The organism is Kocuria salina, from assembly GCF_013368965.1.
In the GTDB taxonomy this organism is placed as follows: domain Bacteria; phylum Actinomycetota; class Actinomycetes; order Actinomycetales; family Micrococcaceae; genus Kocuria; species Kocuria rosea.
Genome location: NZ_SSSF01000010.1, coordinates 35,684 through 51,331 on the forward strand (window position 1 = coordinate 35,684; position 15,648 = coordinate 51,331).

General features: G+C 67.2%; 14 protein-coding genes. 12 read left to right on the plus strand and 2 right to left on the minus strand.

What is annotated here, in order from left to right; all coding sequences use genetic code 11:
* Positions 1-80 precede the first annotated feature (80 nt).
* The 12 genes from E7Z53_RS16965 to E7Z53_RS17020 are packed head-to-tail and all read left to right on the plus strand — an operon-like array spanning position 81 to position 13,321.
* Positions 81-1,205, plus strand: a complete 1,125-nt coding sequence (locus E7Z53_RS16965; RefSeq protein ID WP_176338318.1) for a transglycosylase SLT domain-containing protein — start codon at positions 81-83, stop codon at positions 1,203-1,205.
* Entirely contained in the window at positions 1,202-1,840 is a 639-nt protein-coding gene (locus E7Z53_RS16970; RefSeq protein WP_176338319.1) for a hypothetical protein, read from the plus strand. The genes E7Z53_RS16965 and E7Z53_RS16970 overlap by 4 nt, the downstream gene beginning before the upstream one ends.
* On the plus strand, positions 1,837-3,417 hold the full coding sequence (locus E7Z53_RS16975) for a hypothetical protein (protein ID WP_176338320.1): 1,581 nt from the start codon (positions 1,837-1,839) through the stop codon (positions 3,415-3,417). Before E7Z53_RS16970 ends, E7Z53_RS16975 begins: the two co-directional genes overlap by 4 nt.
* Entirely contained in the window at positions 3,417-4,835 is a 1,419-nt protein-coding gene (locus tag E7Z53_RS16980; protein ID WP_176338321.1) for a MinD/ParA family ATP-binding protein, read from the plus strand. The genes E7Z53_RS16975 and E7Z53_RS16980 overlap by 1 nt, the downstream gene beginning before the upstream one ends.
* A 2-nt stretch (positions 4,836-4,837) precedes the next feature.
* Positions 4,838-5,440: a DUF6668 family protein gene (locus E7Z53_RS16985; protein ID WP_176338322.1), complete on the plus strand. Its 603-nt coding sequence runs from the start codon at positions 4,838-4,840 to the stop codon at positions 5,438-5,440.
* A 15-nt stretch (positions 5,441-5,455) separates the two neighbouring features.
* Complete coding sequence (locus E7Z53_RS16990; RefSeq protein WP_035963084.1) at positions 5,456-5,725, plus strand: hypothetical protein; 270 nt, start codon at positions 5,456-5,458, stop codon at positions 5,723-5,725.
* A 41-nt stretch (positions 5,726-5,766) separates the two neighbouring features.
* Entirely contained in the window at positions 5,767-6,561 is a 795-nt protein-coding gene (locus tag E7Z53_RS16995; protein WP_176338323.1) for a hypothetical protein, read from the plus strand.
* Positions 6,561-8,231, plus strand: coding sequence for a hypothetical protein (locus tag E7Z53_RS17000; protein ID WP_176338324.1), 1,671 nt, complete (start codon positions 6,561-6,563; stop codon positions 8,229-8,231). The genes E7Z53_RS16995 and E7Z53_RS17000 overlap by 1 nt, the downstream gene beginning before the upstream one ends.
* On the plus strand, positions 8,228-9,760 hold the full coding sequence (locus E7Z53_RS17005) for an SCO6880 family protein (RefSeq protein ID WP_176338325.1): 1,533 nt from the start codon (positions 8,228-8,230) through the stop codon (positions 9,758-9,760). The genes E7Z53_RS17000 and E7Z53_RS17005 overlap by 4 nt, the downstream gene beginning before the upstream one ends.
* Positions 9,760-11,292 carry a hypothetical protein gene (locus tag E7Z53_RS17010; protein WP_176338326.1) on the plus strand — a complete coding sequence of 511 codons (1,533 nt, stop codon included), beginning with the start codon at positions 9,760-9,762 and terminating at the stop codon, positions 11,290-11,292. Before E7Z53_RS17005 ends, E7Z53_RS17010 begins: the two co-directional genes overlap by 1 nt.
* Entirely contained in the window at positions 11,289-12,968 is a 1,680-nt protein-coding gene (locus tag E7Z53_RS17015) for a type IV secretory system conjugative DNA transfer family protein (protein WP_176338327.1), read from the plus strand. The genes E7Z53_RS17010 and E7Z53_RS17015 overlap by 4 nt, the downstream gene beginning before the upstream one ends.
* The gene (locus E7Z53_RS17020; RefSeq protein WP_176338328.1) at positions 12,965-13,321 is read left to right on the plus strand and encodes a DUF4913 domain-containing protein; all 357 of its coding nucleotides are present in this window, start codon (positions 12,965-12,967) and stop codon (positions 13,319-13,321) included. The genes E7Z53_RS17015 and E7Z53_RS17020 overlap by 4 nt, the downstream gene beginning before the upstream one ends.
* A gap of 960 nt (positions 13,322-14,281) precedes the next feature.
* Here the strand turns inward: E7Z53_RS17020 and E7Z53_RS17030 are convergent.
* Both E7Z53_RS17030 and E7Z53_RS17035 read right to left on the minus strand, forming a co-directional pair.
* Complete coding sequence (locus E7Z53_RS17030; protein ID WP_176338330.1) at positions 14,282-15,166, minus strand: sugar transferase; 885 nt, start codon at positions 15,164-15,166, stop codon at positions 14,282-14,284.
* A gap of 9 nt (positions 15,167-15,175) precedes the next feature.
* Positions 15,176-15,586, minus strand: coding sequence for a hypothetical protein (locus E7Z53_RS17035; RefSeq protein ID WP_176338331.1), 411 nt, complete (start codon positions 15,584-15,586; stop codon positions 15,176-15,178).
* Positions 15,587-15,648: the final 62 nt, after the last annotated feature.

A 15,648-nucleotide genomic window follows, 5' to 3' on the forward strand; every position in this document is an offset into this window, starting at 1 on the left:
CTTACACAGACGAGACATGCTAGTTTTTATAACTGTCTAAGACAGTTTGGTGGATGGTGACCAGGAAAGGGAGGTGGCTCATGGAAGAAGACGAGCCCAAGGGCTCCTCCGGCCTGGTTTTCGCTGCTTTGGCATTGGTCGGGGTGGTGGCTGTCGGTGTGCCGGTCGTTGGTGTGGTCGGCCTTGCGCTGGTGTCGGGCATGCAGGCCTCGGCCAGCGGGTGCACCCCCGCCACCCTCGTCTCCGGTAAGGACACCGCCGACGCGGTGATCAACGTCCCTAACGGTTGGGAACCGCTGGTGGAGGAGGCCGCCAGGACTGCCGGGTTGCCGGTGAGTGTGGCGGCCGCCCAGCTCAAGCAGGAATCCAATTGGGACCCCCGGGCCGGAAGCTCCGCCGGGGCTCAGGGCATCGCCCAGTTCATGCCCGACACCTGGGCCGCCTACGGGGAGGGCGGGGACGTGACCGATCCCGAGGACGCCATCCCTGCCTATGGGCGCTACATGGCAGCGCTGCGCAATGAGGTGAAGCCCCTGGCCGGTGGTGACGCTGACCAGCTGGTGCGCCTGACGCTGGCCGCCTATAACGCCGGGCCTGGTGCGGTGGCCCAGCACAAAGGCGTGCCGCCGTTCGCGGAGACCCAGCGCTACGTGGAGACGATCCTCGACGGGGGACAGATCGAGTTCTCCGCTGGCTGTGAAGCCCCCACCGGGGGCAAGGCGTGGGACGGGGACCTCGGGGAGGGGGAGTGGACCGCCCCGCTGCCCGGGGGCAAGTTCACCTCCGGCTACGGGCGGCGCAACGTGCCCGGTGTGCCCGCGTGGGCGCAGAACCACATGGGCTTGGACTTCGCCACCCCCGGTGCCGGCTCCCGTCCGGGTGGTCCGGTGATCGCCCCGACCGACCTGCGGATCACCGGGTTCAACGATGCGGACGGGTGCGTGATTGCCAAAGTCGACAACGACGACGACCCCAATTTCGGGTTCGCCTTCTGCCACCTGAACTCCTGGGGCGTGGCCAAGGGCCAGCGCCTCGCCCGCGGTGAGGTGATCGGTACGGAGGGCAACCGGGGCCAGTTCGGCATGTCCACGCACCTGCACATCGAGATTTACAAGCCCGATGCCCCCGACGTGGTTTTCCCCTATCAGGGTTTCAACATCGACCCCGAGCCGATCCTGCGCGAGAAAGGAGCGTGGCCCCAATGAGCCGCCACCACCCCCACCTGATCACTGCCCTGACCCTGTGCGCCCTGCCCCTGGCGGCGTGCTCCACCGAGACGGGTCAGGAGACGTCCGCCCCGTCCAGTGCTGCGGCCCCGGCCAGCTCGTCTCCGGCCGCTTGGCCGACGTCGAGCAGCTTTCCCACCCCTCAGGTCCCCGGGGATGGGACGTTCCCGGCCGTTGAGGACGTGGACCGCACCGATGTGGACTCCACCGCCCGGGCGGCCGCGGTCCTGCTGCACTCCTGGGACACCGTGGTGGATCGCACCGAGACGGCCGCGGCGATCCGCGCCAAGCCGCTCATGTCGGATGAGTGGGCGGGGCAGCAGGTGGAGCCTGAGCGCAACTCCTCCCAGGGGGCGTGGTTGGACCCCGCCTCGCACGGGGCCTACAGCCGGGCCCAAGCGGTGCCGGCGATCGGGGACACGACCCGCGACGTCGCTGACGACAAAGCGGTGCGGGCGTACAAGGTGACCTGGCGGTGGGCCAGCCGCGACGGGGAACCGGCCGAGGGCACCGGCACCCGGCACGTGACGCTCTACCTGGAACGCCACTCCGGAGCCTGGGAGGTCGTCGGCCACCAGTCCCACGACCTGCCCGCCGGGGAGGTCACCTCGTGAGCCCGGCCGTGCACACCTGGCCGGTGATCACCCTGACCTTCGGGGCCGAGCAGATCGTGGCTGAGGCCAACGGGGAGGTGCTGACCTATCCCGTGCTCGATGCCACCACCGCGCACGAGGTCGCCGCTGATGCGGCCACCGAGGCGTGCCGGCGACTCGGGTTGAAGGCGTGCCGGGTGCAGGGCCACACCGAGGACGGGTCCATGTTCGAGATGGTCGTGGACGCCGAGCTCGGCACCCTGGAGGAGTACGAGCCTCCGGCTGGTCCCCGGCCGACTGGCCCCGGGCATGCTGACCGCAGCGCAGCCCGGCGGGGCGGAAGCTCCGCCCGGACACGCACGGCGGGTGCCCGGTATGGGAACCAGCGTCGTCGGGCCCTGGCGATCTGGGGCAGCGTCGGGATTCTGGGATTGACGGCCGGGGCCTCGGTGGCGATGAACCTGACCGAGGGCGAGGGGGAGCCGGTGGCGGTGGTGCACACCCCGCCCCCAGCGCAGCTGCCGGTGCCGGCCCCGGCCGGATGGGACACCTACGGTGCCTGGGCCACGCCCATGTCCGGGTCCCAGGTACAGGCGGTCCTGGACTGGGAAGGACGGCCGGTCAGTGTGGACGGCGCCAAGCTCATCGGCCACGACCCGGACACGGGGGTGGAGCAGTGGAGCCGCACCGCGCCGTTCACCGTGACCCAGCTGGGGCTGTTCACCGTGGACGGGCAAACCCGCCTGGCCGCCGCCACGGGCAAAGAGCTGGTGCTGTTCACCCCGGACTCACCCGAGCCGATCCGGGTCCAGGTGCCGCAGGAGGCCACCGTGGTCCTGGACGGCGGCACGGTCCCCCGGCTGGACCTGCCCAATCAGAAGTCCCTGCTGGTCGGTGCGGACGGGTCCACCGCCGCCCGGGTGGTGCCGGCGGCCGCCAAGCCCCTGGAGGCCCAGGGGGCGGACCTGATCGCCGCTGATGCCAAGGCGGGGAAGGTGTGGCGGGTCGGCACCGATTCGGCGGCCCTGCCCAAGCCGGCGACCCTGCCGGCACCGTCCAAGGGTGCGGAACTGACCGGCATCCTCGGCAGCGTGGAGGGCCGGGTGGTGGCCGCGTGGAAGGACGGGAAGCAGACCCTGGTCGGGTTCTATGACGTGGACGAGGCCACCGAGGCGACTGTGGTGCAACAGGTCGCGGTGCGCGAGCTCGACGGGAACCAGATCACCACCTCCACGGTTCAGGCCGATCGGGTGCACGGGCTGCTACTGGCCTCGACGGTGCTGGTCGATGTGGACGCCACCACCGCCCACCGCCTGGAGGGCCAAGCCACGCTGGCCGCCGGCTACGCCTGGGTCACCGATGACGGGCAGCAGGCCCAGGTCACCCGCGACGGGCAGACCAAGGCCACCACCAGGGCGGACCAGGCAGCGGTCCCTGACGTGATCACGGACAACGGGATGGCGCTGACCCGGGTGGACGGGTCCACCGATGGCTCCCTCTACGCCCTGGTGGAGACCGGCCCCACCCCCACAGCCAGCCCCACTACCAGCACTTCACCGACTGCGAGCCCTACCCCCACTGCCAAGGAGACCCCCTGATGAGAATGACCGCCACGATCGACTCCACCGGTGCCGTAGAGCTGGACACCGCCGGGGAGACGACCCAGGAGAACCACTCCTCCGTAGGCGATGCCCGCCGCTCGGTCATGGCCACGGCCAAGGCCCTGGCGGAGCAGACCAATCAAGACATGAAGCTGCACATCGAGGACCCCTCCGGGTCCCGCACCTTCCTGGTCGGCGCCGATGGCACCTCCCGGCAGGAGAGCGCGGCACCGGCCACCATGCAGGCCCCGGCTGAGTCCGTGGCCACGACAGAGCCGGCGGCCTCCCCTGTCGATTCCCCTGAGCCGGTGCCTGCGGTGGAGCCAGTGGCGTCGGCCGCTGTTGAGTCCCCGGCCCCGGTGGCTGCTGCGGCTGAGGAGGATCAGGCGGTGGCCCCGGTGGCGGCGACGTCCACGGCCCCGAATTCGTTCCTCGGCGGTCGCCCCTCCACGGCCCGCACGACGGCCGAGCCCGAGGCGGCTGGCAGCCGGCGGGAGTCGTTGCCGTCCTTCGTGGACCGCCCCGAGGTCGACGCCCCGGCCCAGCGCGGGTGGCGTGGTGCGCTGAACTCGATGGGCCTACACCTGGCGCCTTCGGCCGCGGAGCTGAGCCAGCGCCAGGACGAGGCCGCGGTGTCGGCCCACTGGGCCGGCCCGCGCACGATCGCGGTCCTGAACCCCAAGGGCGGGGCCGGCAAGACCCCTACGGTGATCTGCCTGGCCGCCGTGTTCGCCCGCCTGTCCGGTGGTGGGGTGCTGGCCTGGGACAACAACAATTCCCTGGGTTCCCTCGGTTGGCGCACCTTCGACGCCGGCCACGCCTCCACCGTGGTGGATCTGTTGGGGCGCACCGAGCACTTCATGACCTCTGACGCCCGGGTGGGGGACCTGTCCGGGTACGTCCACCACCAGCCGGCCGATCGCTATGACGTGCTGCGCTCCGATGACCGCTCCGGGGACCAGGAGCGGCACATGGTCACCGGGGACGAGGTGGACCGGCTGCACGCGGTAGCCGCGAAGTATTACCGGGCGATCGTGATGGACTCGGGCAACACCGAACGCGGAGCGAACTGGCAGGCGATGATCGGCCACGCCGATCAGGTGGTGATCCCGGTGAAGTCCATCGATGACGCCGCCGAAGGCGCCTCCCGGGTCCTCGCCGCCCTGCACACCGGGGACCCCCACGCCCAGGACCTCGCGCGCAACGCGGTGGTGGTGGTGCTGTGCTGCGAACCCGGCCACCAGAAGACCAAGGCCAAAGAACTGGCTGAGGAGTTCGCCCCCTACGCCCGGGCGGTGGTGACGATCCCCTATGACCGGGCGCTGGTGGAGGGGCGGGTGCGGTTCACCGCGATGACCCCGGCCACCCGCCGGGCCTGGCTGCGCGCCGGGGCAGCGGTGCGGGAGGGACTGTGATCGTGGACAGCCCCCGCAACCCCTTCGTGGCCGCCCCCGAGGTGGTGGAGGAGGAGGACCCGATGGAGGAGGACCCGATCCTCGGGACCCGAGACTCCATCCGCGGCCCGCAGAACCTCCAGCAACGGCTGGCCGAGGAACCAGCGCCGGCGGAGGAGCCGGTGGCCCCGGTGGAGGTCACCCCGGCCACGTTGTGGCTGGTCGGCGCTTCCGGTGGGGTGGGCACCTCCACCCTGGCCGGGTTGTGCTCGGAGCAGGTCGTGGACGCGGGTGTGCAGGAACCGGAGTGGGCGGGGCGGGCGCTGTTGGTGTGCTCCACCAGTGCGTCTTCCTTGGAGGCGGCCGCGCAGATGGCCCGGGCCTCCGCCACCGGGGAGCTGCCTTATGAGCTGGTCGGGTTGGTCATCGTCCACGACCAGCCCAAGAACCGGATCACCAAACCCACCCTGACCTACGCCCGCAGTGTGGCGCGCATGTTCCCGGTGGCCATGACCGTCCCCTACGAGCCGTCCTGGCGCGAGGTCGGCGTCACCCCCTCCCCTTCCAGCACCCGGTTGAAAACCGTGCTGCGGAAGATCCACAAAATCGCCCAGACCGGGCACTGAGAAAGGAACCCCCCAATGCTGATCAACACCCTCAACGCCCTGATGATCCCGGCCATCAACGCCACCCCCACCCAGCCCCCGGGCATGGAGAACGTGACCATGATCCTCGGCTGGATCCTTTGGGCCGCCGGCCTGGTCTTGTTCGTCTACTTCATCTTCGGGCTCGTCACCGCCGGGCGGAACCGCCGCCGAGGGGACGAGGTCGAGGCCCCCGTGTGGCCGCTGGTCGCCGCCGCCCTGCTCGGGGCGGCCGGGGCGATCTGGAACATGATCACCGGCGGCTGAGCCGGCCCTGATCACCACGCAACGAGAGGGAGAGCTCAACGATGGACACGAACGACAACACTTCCCGGACCCGCCCCCGCTGGTTCGGCCCGGCGCTGCTCGCCCTGGTGCTGCTGCTGGTCGGTGTGGCCGGGTGGATCATTCGGGACCTGACGGCCCCCAACGAGGCGGAGGCACCCACCGCGCCTGCTGCTTCGATAGCCCCCACTGCCGGGGCGGCTGAGGCGGCCATTCCCCAGCTGGGGGAGAACTTCGCCTGGGACTGCCAAGCACAGCTGAACCAGGACGCGGTATCGGTGGCCGATGAGGCCCCCGAGGTGCAGGACTGGGTGGCCGCCGGCTACAGCGTGGTGCCTTCCTCCCCGGAGTTCGGCGGCTGTGAGCGACGGGACTCGGGGCTGAGAGTCGGCTACGCCCACTCCGAGGCCGGGGCACTGATGGCGGCCGCGACCTACGCGATGGCCCTGGACCCGTCCGTGAGCGAGGAGGCCGCCGAGAACATCGAAGTAGGCATTGCCGAGGGGCCCAACCGGGACCGACTGGAGGAAAAGGCCCAGCGCATCCGTGACGGTGTGGAAGAAGGCGACGACGGGGCCGCCTCCGCGTCCACGACGCTGATCGGTTACTCCCAAGATCACTACACCGACGAAGCGGCGTCCTATCAGCTGATCTACTCCATGCCCTCGGAGGACGGTCTGACGATTAAAGCTTCCGTCCAGGCCGATGTGGTGTGGGAGGACGGGGACTGGAAGCTGGACCCCGCTTCGGGCACTGAGCTGATGAGCGCTGACCAGTACCAGGGCCAGCCCTACGTGGACTGGGGGCCCAAAAGCTGATGGACATCGTCAAGGACATCGCCGGCAGCATCGCCGGGGACACGGTGGAGAAGCTGATCCTGTTCATGGCCGGGTGGCTGATCGAAATCTTCACCACCATGCTCGACTTCGTGGGCACCTGGTGGCTCAACATCGGCGCCGTGGAAATGGGCCCGGGATCGGCCACCGAACGGGTGCAGAGGGCCACGACCACCTTTGTCGGGGTCGCCGGCATCATCGGAACAGCCTTCGCCGTACTACGCATCGCTCGGGACCACAACCGGGAGTCGGCCGAGAACCTGGTGATGGGGCTGATCCGCACCGTGGTGGTCTCCGGGCTGGCGGTCTCGATGGTGTCCCTGTCGCTGGCGGTCACCGATGAGGTGGCCCCGTGGCTGGTGGACACCATTGCCGGCAACGCGGCCCGGGACGGGCTGGGACAGTCGATGGACCTGGACGCTGCGGCCGGGTCCAAGATGGCGCTGACCACCGCTGGAATCCTGATCGTGCTCGCTCCCTTCGCCATCCTCGGGTCGATCCTCAACGCGGCCCTGGTGATCTTCTCCTACGGGGTGGCCGGAGCCCTGTGCGGGCTGCTGCCGATCTTCGCTGCGGCCTCGACCACGGAGCGGGGACGCAAGTCGTTCGACAAAGCGGTGGGCTGGCTGATCGCGGTGATCCTGTTCAAGCCGGTCGCGGCCGTGCTCTACGGCTTCGGCCTGGCGCTGATGAACGGCATCCGGGGTACCGGCGACGGTGAGGTGGCCAACCATGTGATCACCCTGCTCACCGGGACCGTGATCATCTTCATGGCCTGCCTGTCGATGCCCGCCCTGGCCCGCGTCATGGTCCCGGCCGTCAGCGCCGGACCCCGTGGCATGGGTGCTGGTGGGCTGGCCATGCTCGGTGGTGCGGTGGCCATTGGCGCGGTCACCGCTGGTGTCGGCGCCCTGGCCGCCGGGGCTGCTGCCGGAGCCGGGGCCGCTGGCGCTGCTGGGGCCGGAGCTGCCGGAGGCGCTGCTAGTGCTGGGGCTGCCGGAGGTGCTGGGGCTGCCGGAGGTGCTGGGGCTGCCGGGGCCGGTGCCTCGGGTGCCGGGGCCGGTGCTGGAGCTGCCGGAGGCGCTGCTGGCGCTGGGGCTTCGGGTGCCGGGGCCGGCGCTTCGGGGGCCGGTGCCTCGGGTGCCGGGGGAGGTGCCTCTACCGGCTCCGGTGCTGCCGGGGCGCCGGGATCGGCTGGTGCTGGCGCACCTAGCGGTGGGTCTCCCTCGGCCGGTGGGCCGGCCGGTGCCGAGAACGTGGAGAGCACCACGCCCGGTGCAGCTGCCACCTCCGCGCCAGGAACCACGACCGGTGGGGCCTCAGGTGCGGAGAACATCCAAAGCCCCACGACCGGCGCTGCTCCCAGCAGTGCAGCAGGAGCGACCACCGGCGGGCCCTCGGGTGCCGAAAGCGTGCAGAGCTCGAGCTCTGGCGTTGGCCCGGCCACCTGTACCGGGGAAACAGGCGGGCCGGCGGGCGCGGAGCCGGTGGCTGCGACCAATGGCGCGGGGCCGACCGGGCACCCGGGCGGGGAAGGGTCCTCGGCCACCGGGGCGAAAAAACCGTTGATCAACGGCCAGCGGATCGAGTTCGGGCTGCGGGAAGTCGTCCGGGACGCTGAGCAATCCATCGAAAGTGGTGAGGATCTGTGAGTAGCAACCAGGTGATCGTGCGGCAGTACGGCAACATCGCTGAGGACAAGACGGCCGGGCTGTTGGGGTTCTCGATGGCCTCCACCGTGGTGCTGGGCGTGGGTGCGGTGCTGGTGTTCGTGTTCATCATCTTTTCCCAGATTTGGGTGGCCGCCGGCATCGCGGTGGCCGCGTTCATCGTGGCCACGGTGCTCGGGTCCAAGGACCGCCACGGCCGGTCCAAGCCCGAGCGGTGGGTGGCGCGCACGATGTTCTCCCGGGCGGAGAAGAAGCAGCGCACCACGTACAAGGCCGGGCCGACCTCGCAGCTCCCCGATGGGTCGTTCCGGGCGCCCGGGGTGCTGGCGGCCACCGAGCCGGTGACCTTCACCGACCTGTTTGGGCACCAAGGCGTGATGCTGTGGCACCCGAAGCTGAAGACCGGCACGGTGTTCGTGATCGCCAACTCCTCCGGGCTGGGTCTGTTGGACCAGGACCGGGTGGACCGGATGGTGGGCACCTGGGCCGCCTTCCAGCGCGATGCCGGGTCGAACACCGAGCTGGTGCAGGTCTCGGTCACCACCCAGTCCACCACTGACCCGGGGGAGCGGCTGCCCGATGCGGTGGCGGTGGGACGGGCTCAGGCCGGGTCCCAGTCGGTTCCGGCTTTCGCCCGCGCGACGATGGATGAGGTGGTGGCCGACCTCAACCAGGACGTGCCCAAGCTGGAGCAGTGGATCGCCCTGACGTTCAGCGCCAAGGCCAACGAGGGGGAGGGGGTGCCCGAGCGCACGGCCGAGGAGTTGGCCACGGACGTGTCCTCGCTGCTGAGCGGATTCCTGGAGCAGCTGGAGCAGGCCGGGGCCGGGTCGGTCTCCCTGATGCAGGAACAGGACCTGATCGACCAGACCTATCTGGCGTACAACCCCCTGGCGGCCGCCGCGGTGGAGAAGGCCCGCCTGTCGGAGGCCGGCACCGGGTTGCGGTGGGAGGAGGTCGGCCCCTCGGCGGCCCGCGTGGTGGGTTCTCCGGGGCGGTATGAGCACGGTGGGGTGGTGTCGAAGTCCTGGCAGATGTGGCGCCCCCCGGCCGGGACGTTCCGGGAGAACGCGCTGGTGGCCCTGCTGGCGCCCAACTCCGAGATGTTGCAGAAGCGGGTCACGGTGTTCTACCGCCCGCAGTCCCCGGACAAGTCCGCTACCCAGGTACAGCAGGCGTTGACCAATGCCCAGTTCGCGGCGAACCAGAAGAACCGCCGACCCACCAGCTCCCAGATCATCGCCCTGGAAAAGGCCCGGAAGGCCGAGCGTGAGCAGGCCGAGGGCGCGTCGCTGGTGCGGTTCTCGATCGTGGTCACCGCCACCGTGGAGCGGCCCGAGCAGCTGCCCCGGGTGGCGGCCACGCTACGGCGCAACGCCTCCCAAGGGGTGCAGCTGGGACTGCGCGAGTGCGACTACAACGACGACGCCGCGTTCGCGTTCAACCTCGGCCTGGGTGTGGTCCCGGATGCCGTGGCCACGATTCCGGCTGATGTGCGAAAGGCGCTGTGATGTCTGTTTTCGACCAGCTCACCGATGCGATCCTCAACAAGTTCTTCGGCCGCTCCACCGCAGCCGGCACCGGGGCGTTCCGGGAGCTCACGGAGAAGGGCGTGGACGTCGCCCACGGCGGGATGACCTCCTGGGTGGAGGCACCCCCGGAGTTCACCGCGACCTCCAACCAGACCGCCGGGCTGTGGCCGTTTGCGGTGGGCACCTCTTCCCCCCTGGTGGGAGCGGTGCTGGGGCGCAATCAGCTCAACGGCTCGGTGGTCTGCGGGGACCCGATCAACCTGTTCCTGCGCGGCATCATCTCCTCGCCCTCCTGCTTCATCCTCGGTCTCCAGGCTCGGGGGAAGTCCTCGGTGGCCGTGCGCATGGCCCTAGCACTGGTGGACCAGGGGTTCTTGTTCGTCGGGGCCAGTGATGTGAAGCCGGACCTGGCCGGGCTCACCGTCGAGGTCGGTGGCCAGGTCATCCGGGTCGCCCCCGGGGTGGGGTCGATCAATCCCCTGGATGCTGGGCCGTTGTGGCGCCGGCTGGGGGAGCTGCCGGAGGCGTTGCAGCGGCAGATGCGCGCGGAGATTCACAGCCGCCGTCTCAATGCTCTGACCGGGCTGCTGGAGCTGGTGTTCAAGGCCCCGTTGGATGCCCGGCAGCAGGAGCCCACGGTGCTGTCGATGGCGATCACCGAAGCCGCCGAGCACGCCGAGGCCCAGGGCCGCCAGCCCATCATCCAAGACGTCGTGGACGTCATCACGGCTGCACGGCCGGCGATCATGGCCGCGATCCTCGTCGATGACGAGGCGGCCTATCGGGGGCAGGTGCGCAATCTGCTGGCCGGGCTCAACGCTCTGGGGGCGCATGGGCCGTTCGGTGATGTGTTCTGCCGGCAGACCTCCGAAGAGATGCACATCGACCAGTCGGTGGACTTCGACCTGTCCGCTATTGACGAGACGTTGTTGGACCTGCGGGCGGCGGTGCAGATCGTGTGCTGGTCCTATGCCCAGGCCGGGATTTCGGCGGCTAAGACGTTGGCTGAGGCCGGGCTGATGGAGGAGCGTCACCATCTGATGATCATGGACGAGCTGTGGCAGGCCCTGCGCGCTTCGGAGTTGCTGGTGCACCAGATCGACGGCATCACCCGGCTGAACCGCACCAAGGGGTTGGGTCAGCTGTTGATCACCCACTCCATGAAAGACCTCCAGCTGTCCACGGAGGAGCTGACGAAGATCGCTACCGGGTTCATGGAGCGGTCTTCCATGAAGGTCTTGGGTGGGTTGGCGCAGAACGAGATGGAAATGCTGGAGACGGTCTTCCCCCTGTCTGAGCAGGAGAAGGCGCTGCTGGTGGCGTGGTCGGCCGAGGGGTCGGTGAACCCCAAGACCGGGCGCACTTCTCCGCCGCCGGGGCGGGGCCGGTTCATGTTGAAGACCGGGGAGGCGCCGGGCGTGCCCTTCCAGACCAACCTCACCGCCGGGGAGCACCGGGTGCATGACACCAACGCCGCGTGGGCGACGGCACAGGCGCGGGTGATGGCATGAGCACCAACGACCAGAACCGCAGTTTTATCGGCATCCTGATCCTGTTCACAGCGGTCATGGGTGCGGTCAGTTTGACCCACCTGGGCAACGTGTTGACCCCGGTGGCCGGGGACCTGCCGTGGAACCCGTTTACCTTGGGCATCCAGCTGGCCACCGGGGCGGTGGACTGGCCGACCGCTGCGACCTTCCTCGTGGGCCTGGAGGTCGTGGTGGGTGTGGCCGCGCTGATGATCTGGGGCACCCGCACCCCGTCCAAGACCCAGGAAGCCGCACGCCGGATGAGTCCTCCGGGGCGGATCAACCCGGCGATGGGCCCCGCCCGCACCACGGAGGCGCAACGCCTCCACCCCGAGGCCGAGAACCTCGGCCCGGGACTGACGATCGGGCTGGTGGGCAAGAACCCGATCTATCAGGGGTGGCGGGAATGCTCGGCGCACGTGTGGGGCACCGGGCGCGGCAAGACCACCTCCCAGGTCATCCGCCATGCCACCGAGGCCCCGGGGGCGTTCGTGATGACGTCGAACAAGGTCGATGGAGTGGCCGAGGTCATGGCCGCCCGCACCGAGGTGGGGGCCACCGTGTGGCTGTTCGACCCGCAACGCATCTGGCGCGACAGCACCCGCCCGGCGATGATCTTCAACCTCCTGGCCACCGTCACCGATACGGTCTCCGCCGGTGAGGTCGCCTCGATCTTTGAAACGGCCTCGGCCGCCGGCTCGGCCGGCGGGAAGGGCGATCCGCAGTTCGACTCCCAGGGCCGCGACTACCTCTCCTGGTGCCTCTTGGCGGCGACCAAAAGCGGAAAAACACTCTCCGACGTGCTGGGCTGGGTGTCCGCGGGCAACTTCATGGAACCGGCCCAGCTATTGAAGCAGGCCGGGCACACCGGCCCGGCCGCGGCGCTGGAGGGCATGGGGGATCAGCCCGAGGACACCCGTGGGTCGGTGGCCGCCAGTGCCCAGCGCATGTCCTCAGCCCTGGTCCACGACGAGCTCCTGGCCTGGACCACCCCCACCCCGGGGGTGCCGGTATTCAACCCGCACCGCTTTGTCACTAGCCGGGACACCTTGATTCTGCTGACTCAGGATGCGGCCGGGTCTGGGGCCGCGTTCGTCTCGGCCCTGGTCTATGCGGTGGTCACCGCTGCCCAGCAGGCGGCGCGCCGGGCCGGGGGCCGGCTGCCGGTGCCGCTGGTGGCTGACCTCGATGAGGTGGGCAACGTGGTCAAGCTCAAGCAGCTGCCCGAGTGGTACTCCTACTTCGGGTCGATGGGCATCGTCGTCTCGGCCTACTTCCAGACCAAGGGACAGGGCGTGGACATGCTGCAACGCACCGGGTGGGACACGCTGTGGTCGGCGGCCGCGGTGAAGGTCTACGGCGGTGGCTCCGATGACGCGGAGTTCCTGGAGTCCCTGCGCAAGCTCATCGGCACCTACGACGCGAAGGTGCGCAGCACCTCCACCTCCCGGGGTGTGGCGTCGCGGTCGGTGCAGACCCAGCAGCGCGACATCATGCCCGTCTCCAAGCTCTCCGAGCTGCCGGCCGGGCACGCCTGGGTGAAGACCTCCACCGGCGGGGGCACCATCGTGCGCACCGTGCGGTGGTTCGAGGACAAGGACCTGACAGCCCACATCAGCCCGGTGCTGGAGCGGATCACGGAAGGACAGCGCTCATGAGCGAACAGCAGGCAGAGACCGGCGAGCAGTTCACCCCGGAGGAGTTCGTGGAGTGGGTGGAGCAGTTGGTGGCACGGGTGGAGTCCGTGGACATGAACCAGGCCATGCGCTGGTGCCCGCAGTGGTGGGCTCACACCGAGGCCGTGGACCGATTCAAGTCACTCTATGAGGAGTGGATGGTGTGTCAGGCCGGTGGTGGCATGTCGGCTTGGTGGACCAATCACTTCGACCGCCACGCCGCCGTGCTGTTCACCAAACGCGGTCCCTTCGGGGAGTGCGGGACCTCCCACGTCGAGAAAAGCTTCCGACGCACGCTGGCCTGTGAGCATCCTCCGGCCGACTGGTCGTGGTGACCACATAGACCTGGGGCAGGTCGCCATCCCTTCCCAGTAGGCGCCCTGCTCCCTTCCCGGGGACAGGCACTCGTGCGCTGTCCCGCAGTGGCCGGGCCCCTCCTTCCCAGGGGCCCGGCCACTGTTATGCGCATTTATAAGACTTATGCTTCTGTTCGACACTAATTAAGTTATGGCAAAAAACTTGAAAACTCCAAAGAAACCAATGGGTTCCACAATAAAGTGTTCTTATCATGTGGCGTCAGGCCGGAAGCCCTTCGTGCAAGTGGCGGCCGCAGGCAGATAGTGTGTTGGAGTGATTATTGCTGTGGAGGGGCCGAGTGCAGCCGGCAAAACGACTTGGTGCCGTCGCGTCGCGGACCAATTCGTGGCGGAGTACGTGCCGACAGGGCGTGAGCCCGATGGTAGCGATCCTGAAACGCAGGGCCGGTACTGGACCCAGGTAAATGAACGGCGCTGGTCGGAAGCTTTGGAGTTGGAGGGCACACTTGGTCATGTGCTATGCGACAGCGATCCGCTGAAGCTGCACTACAGCTGGTGTCTCTATCGAATCGGAGCGGCCCCTCGGGCCCGCTTTACGCACGAGTACCAGCAGGTTCGGCAGGCTATGCGGTGTCGACAACTGGGCTTTGCTGATGCCGTATTTGTCGCACTTCCGGACGAGGTCACCCTGCGAGAACGAAAAGATGGCGACGCAACGCGCACACGTCGTTCCTTTGACCTACACGTACAACTGCGGACACCCTTGCAGGAGTGGTATGGCGTGCTGGCCGACCTCAGTCCGGGACGAATTGCGTGGGAGTTGCCCCAGTCGTGGCCCAGACCCTTCGCTGAGGCTGCCGTGCGCGCAGAGCGGTACGACATCGAGCTACTCGACACCTTGGTTCATCACCTCCCAGTGCGGTAATCGGTCTCCCTCGACCAAACACACATTAAGTGGTGAGAAGAACTCAAAAAGGTTTATGGCTTTTCAGGCCCATAACGAATAACTGCCCCAAACGTGCGCAGCACAACTAGAAAGTCCAGCCAAATGGACCAATTCTCGGCATAAAATAAAATGGCCTGCTGATGCTCATCCCAGGTCAAGTTGGAATTTTTTGCAATAGTCCACAGTCCAGTAATCCCTGGTTTGACCAGAAGATTCCCATCACCGAACTGGGAAAAAGCTTCCATCTCAGAGACCAGCGGTGGGCGCGGTCCAACTAACGACATATCACCGAGCAATACATTAAAATACTGCGGCAGTTCGTCGATCGAGTATTTACGTAGCACCGCGCCTATGGGTGTAATCCGGGGATCACTTTTCATTTTGAACAAGACACCATCGGCACTTAGTCCATCCGTCAAAGATGCTGCTGAGCGATTTTTGGAGTCCAGGTGCATCGTGCGGAATTTATACATCGAGAATATTTTGCCATGAGCTCCCACCCGGGCTTGGGCATAAAGGATGGGTCCGCCATCGTAAGCCTTGATAAAGATGCCAACCACCAAAAGTACGGGTGCAAGCAAAAATAAGGACAACACAGAGGATATTACGTCCATAAATCGCTTAGTGGCCAGCGCGAACTTTGAAAGAGCAGGGAGGCCCTGCAATAACAACCGTGACCTGGTTATGTCATCTGCGGTGAGCCCAAAGAGCACCCCTAGTTTACTTCTTGGAACTACCGCAGCTTCCGCCGCTCGCCACCGCACCTGCTCCGACTTCACATATTCTGCTTGACGTCGCGCATCCTGGGTTGTTGCTCGCGATCCACCATCCGGTCGCATCGGCTTTCCAGTCGATGCCTCGCCTGAAAATTGACGCTCCAAATATTCCAGGTACTCGTAATCCTGTGATGTTGGCATTCTCACGCCTTACGCTTGTGTTGCGATCATGATGGCCACCACCGCCGTGCCAACGGCCTGCCCCCAAAAAACAACTTCTGTTCGACCCAAAACTTTACTGTTTGCCTCTATTACCAACAGTTTCGCATCTAGCAGCTTCCGATTGGAGTCTTCTTCGCCATTCCAACCAGTCAATGCAACAGCAGATGGTCCTGGCGATATTCGACACATTGTCAAGACAATGATGCCTGCAACCACAGTGGCTCCAACAGTTAGCACCAAAGGTCCATCAGAAAGACTTCCGCTCCCCTTCGGCACAAGACCAATTAACAGAGTACAAACTGCTATTAAAATGCCAGCCCGAGTAGCGAGAGCGTCCGAGTGCGTGCGTTGTTGCTGGAGCTGCCTGTCGGTCTCTGCTTGCAACTGGTCAACTGCCATGTTTGTCGCTCAGTTCGTCGGGGATGCCCATCTGGAAATCATAGGTGGAGCTTGTTGGCCCA

Bases quoted from the DNA above. Each gene is read 5' to 3' on its own strand.
- E7Z53_RS16980 (WP_176338321.1), top strand. From the start codon at position 3,417: ATGAGAATGACCGCCACGATCGACTCCACCGGTGCCGTAGAGCTGGAC.
- E7Z53_RS17030 (WP_176338330.1), bottom strand. From the start codon at position 15,166: ATGCCAACATCACAGGATTACGAGTACCTGGAATATTTGGAGCGTCAA.
- E7Z53_RS17010 (WP_176338326.1), top strand. From the start codon at position 9,760: ATGTCTGTTTTCGACCAGCTCACCGATGCGATCCTCAACAAGTTCTTC.
- E7Z53_RS16970 (WP_176338319.1), top strand. From the start codon at position 1,202: ATGAGCCGCCACCACCCCCACCTGATCACTGCCCTGACCCTGTGCGCC.
- E7Z53_RS16990 (WP_035963084.1), top strand. From the start codon at position 5,456: ATGCTGATCAACACCCTCAACGCCCTGATGATCCCGGCCATCAACGCC.
- E7Z53_RS17020 (WP_176338328.1), top strand. From the start codon at position 12,965: ATGAGCGAACAGCAGGCAGAGACCGGCGAGCAGTTCACCCCGGAGGAG.
- E7Z53_RS17035 (WP_176338331.1), bottom strand. From the start codon at position 15,586: ATGGCAGTTGACCAGTTGCAAGCAGAGACCGACAGGCAGCTCCAGCAA.
- E7Z53_RS16995 (WP_176338323.1), top strand. From the start codon at position 5,767: ATGGACACGAACGACAACACTTCCCGGACCCGCCCCCGCTGGTTCGGC.
- E7Z53_RS17000 (WP_176338324.1), top strand. From the start codon at position 6,561: ATGGACATCGTCAAGGACATCGCCGGCAGCATCGCCGGGGACACGGTG.
- E7Z53_RS17015 (WP_176338327.1), top strand. From the start codon at position 11,289: ATGAGCACCAACGACCAGAACCGCAGTTTTATCGGCATCCTGATCCTG.
- E7Z53_RS16965 (WP_176338318.1), top strand. From the start codon at position 81: ATGGAAGAAGACGAGCCCAAGGGCTCCTCCGGCCTGGTTTTCGCTGCT.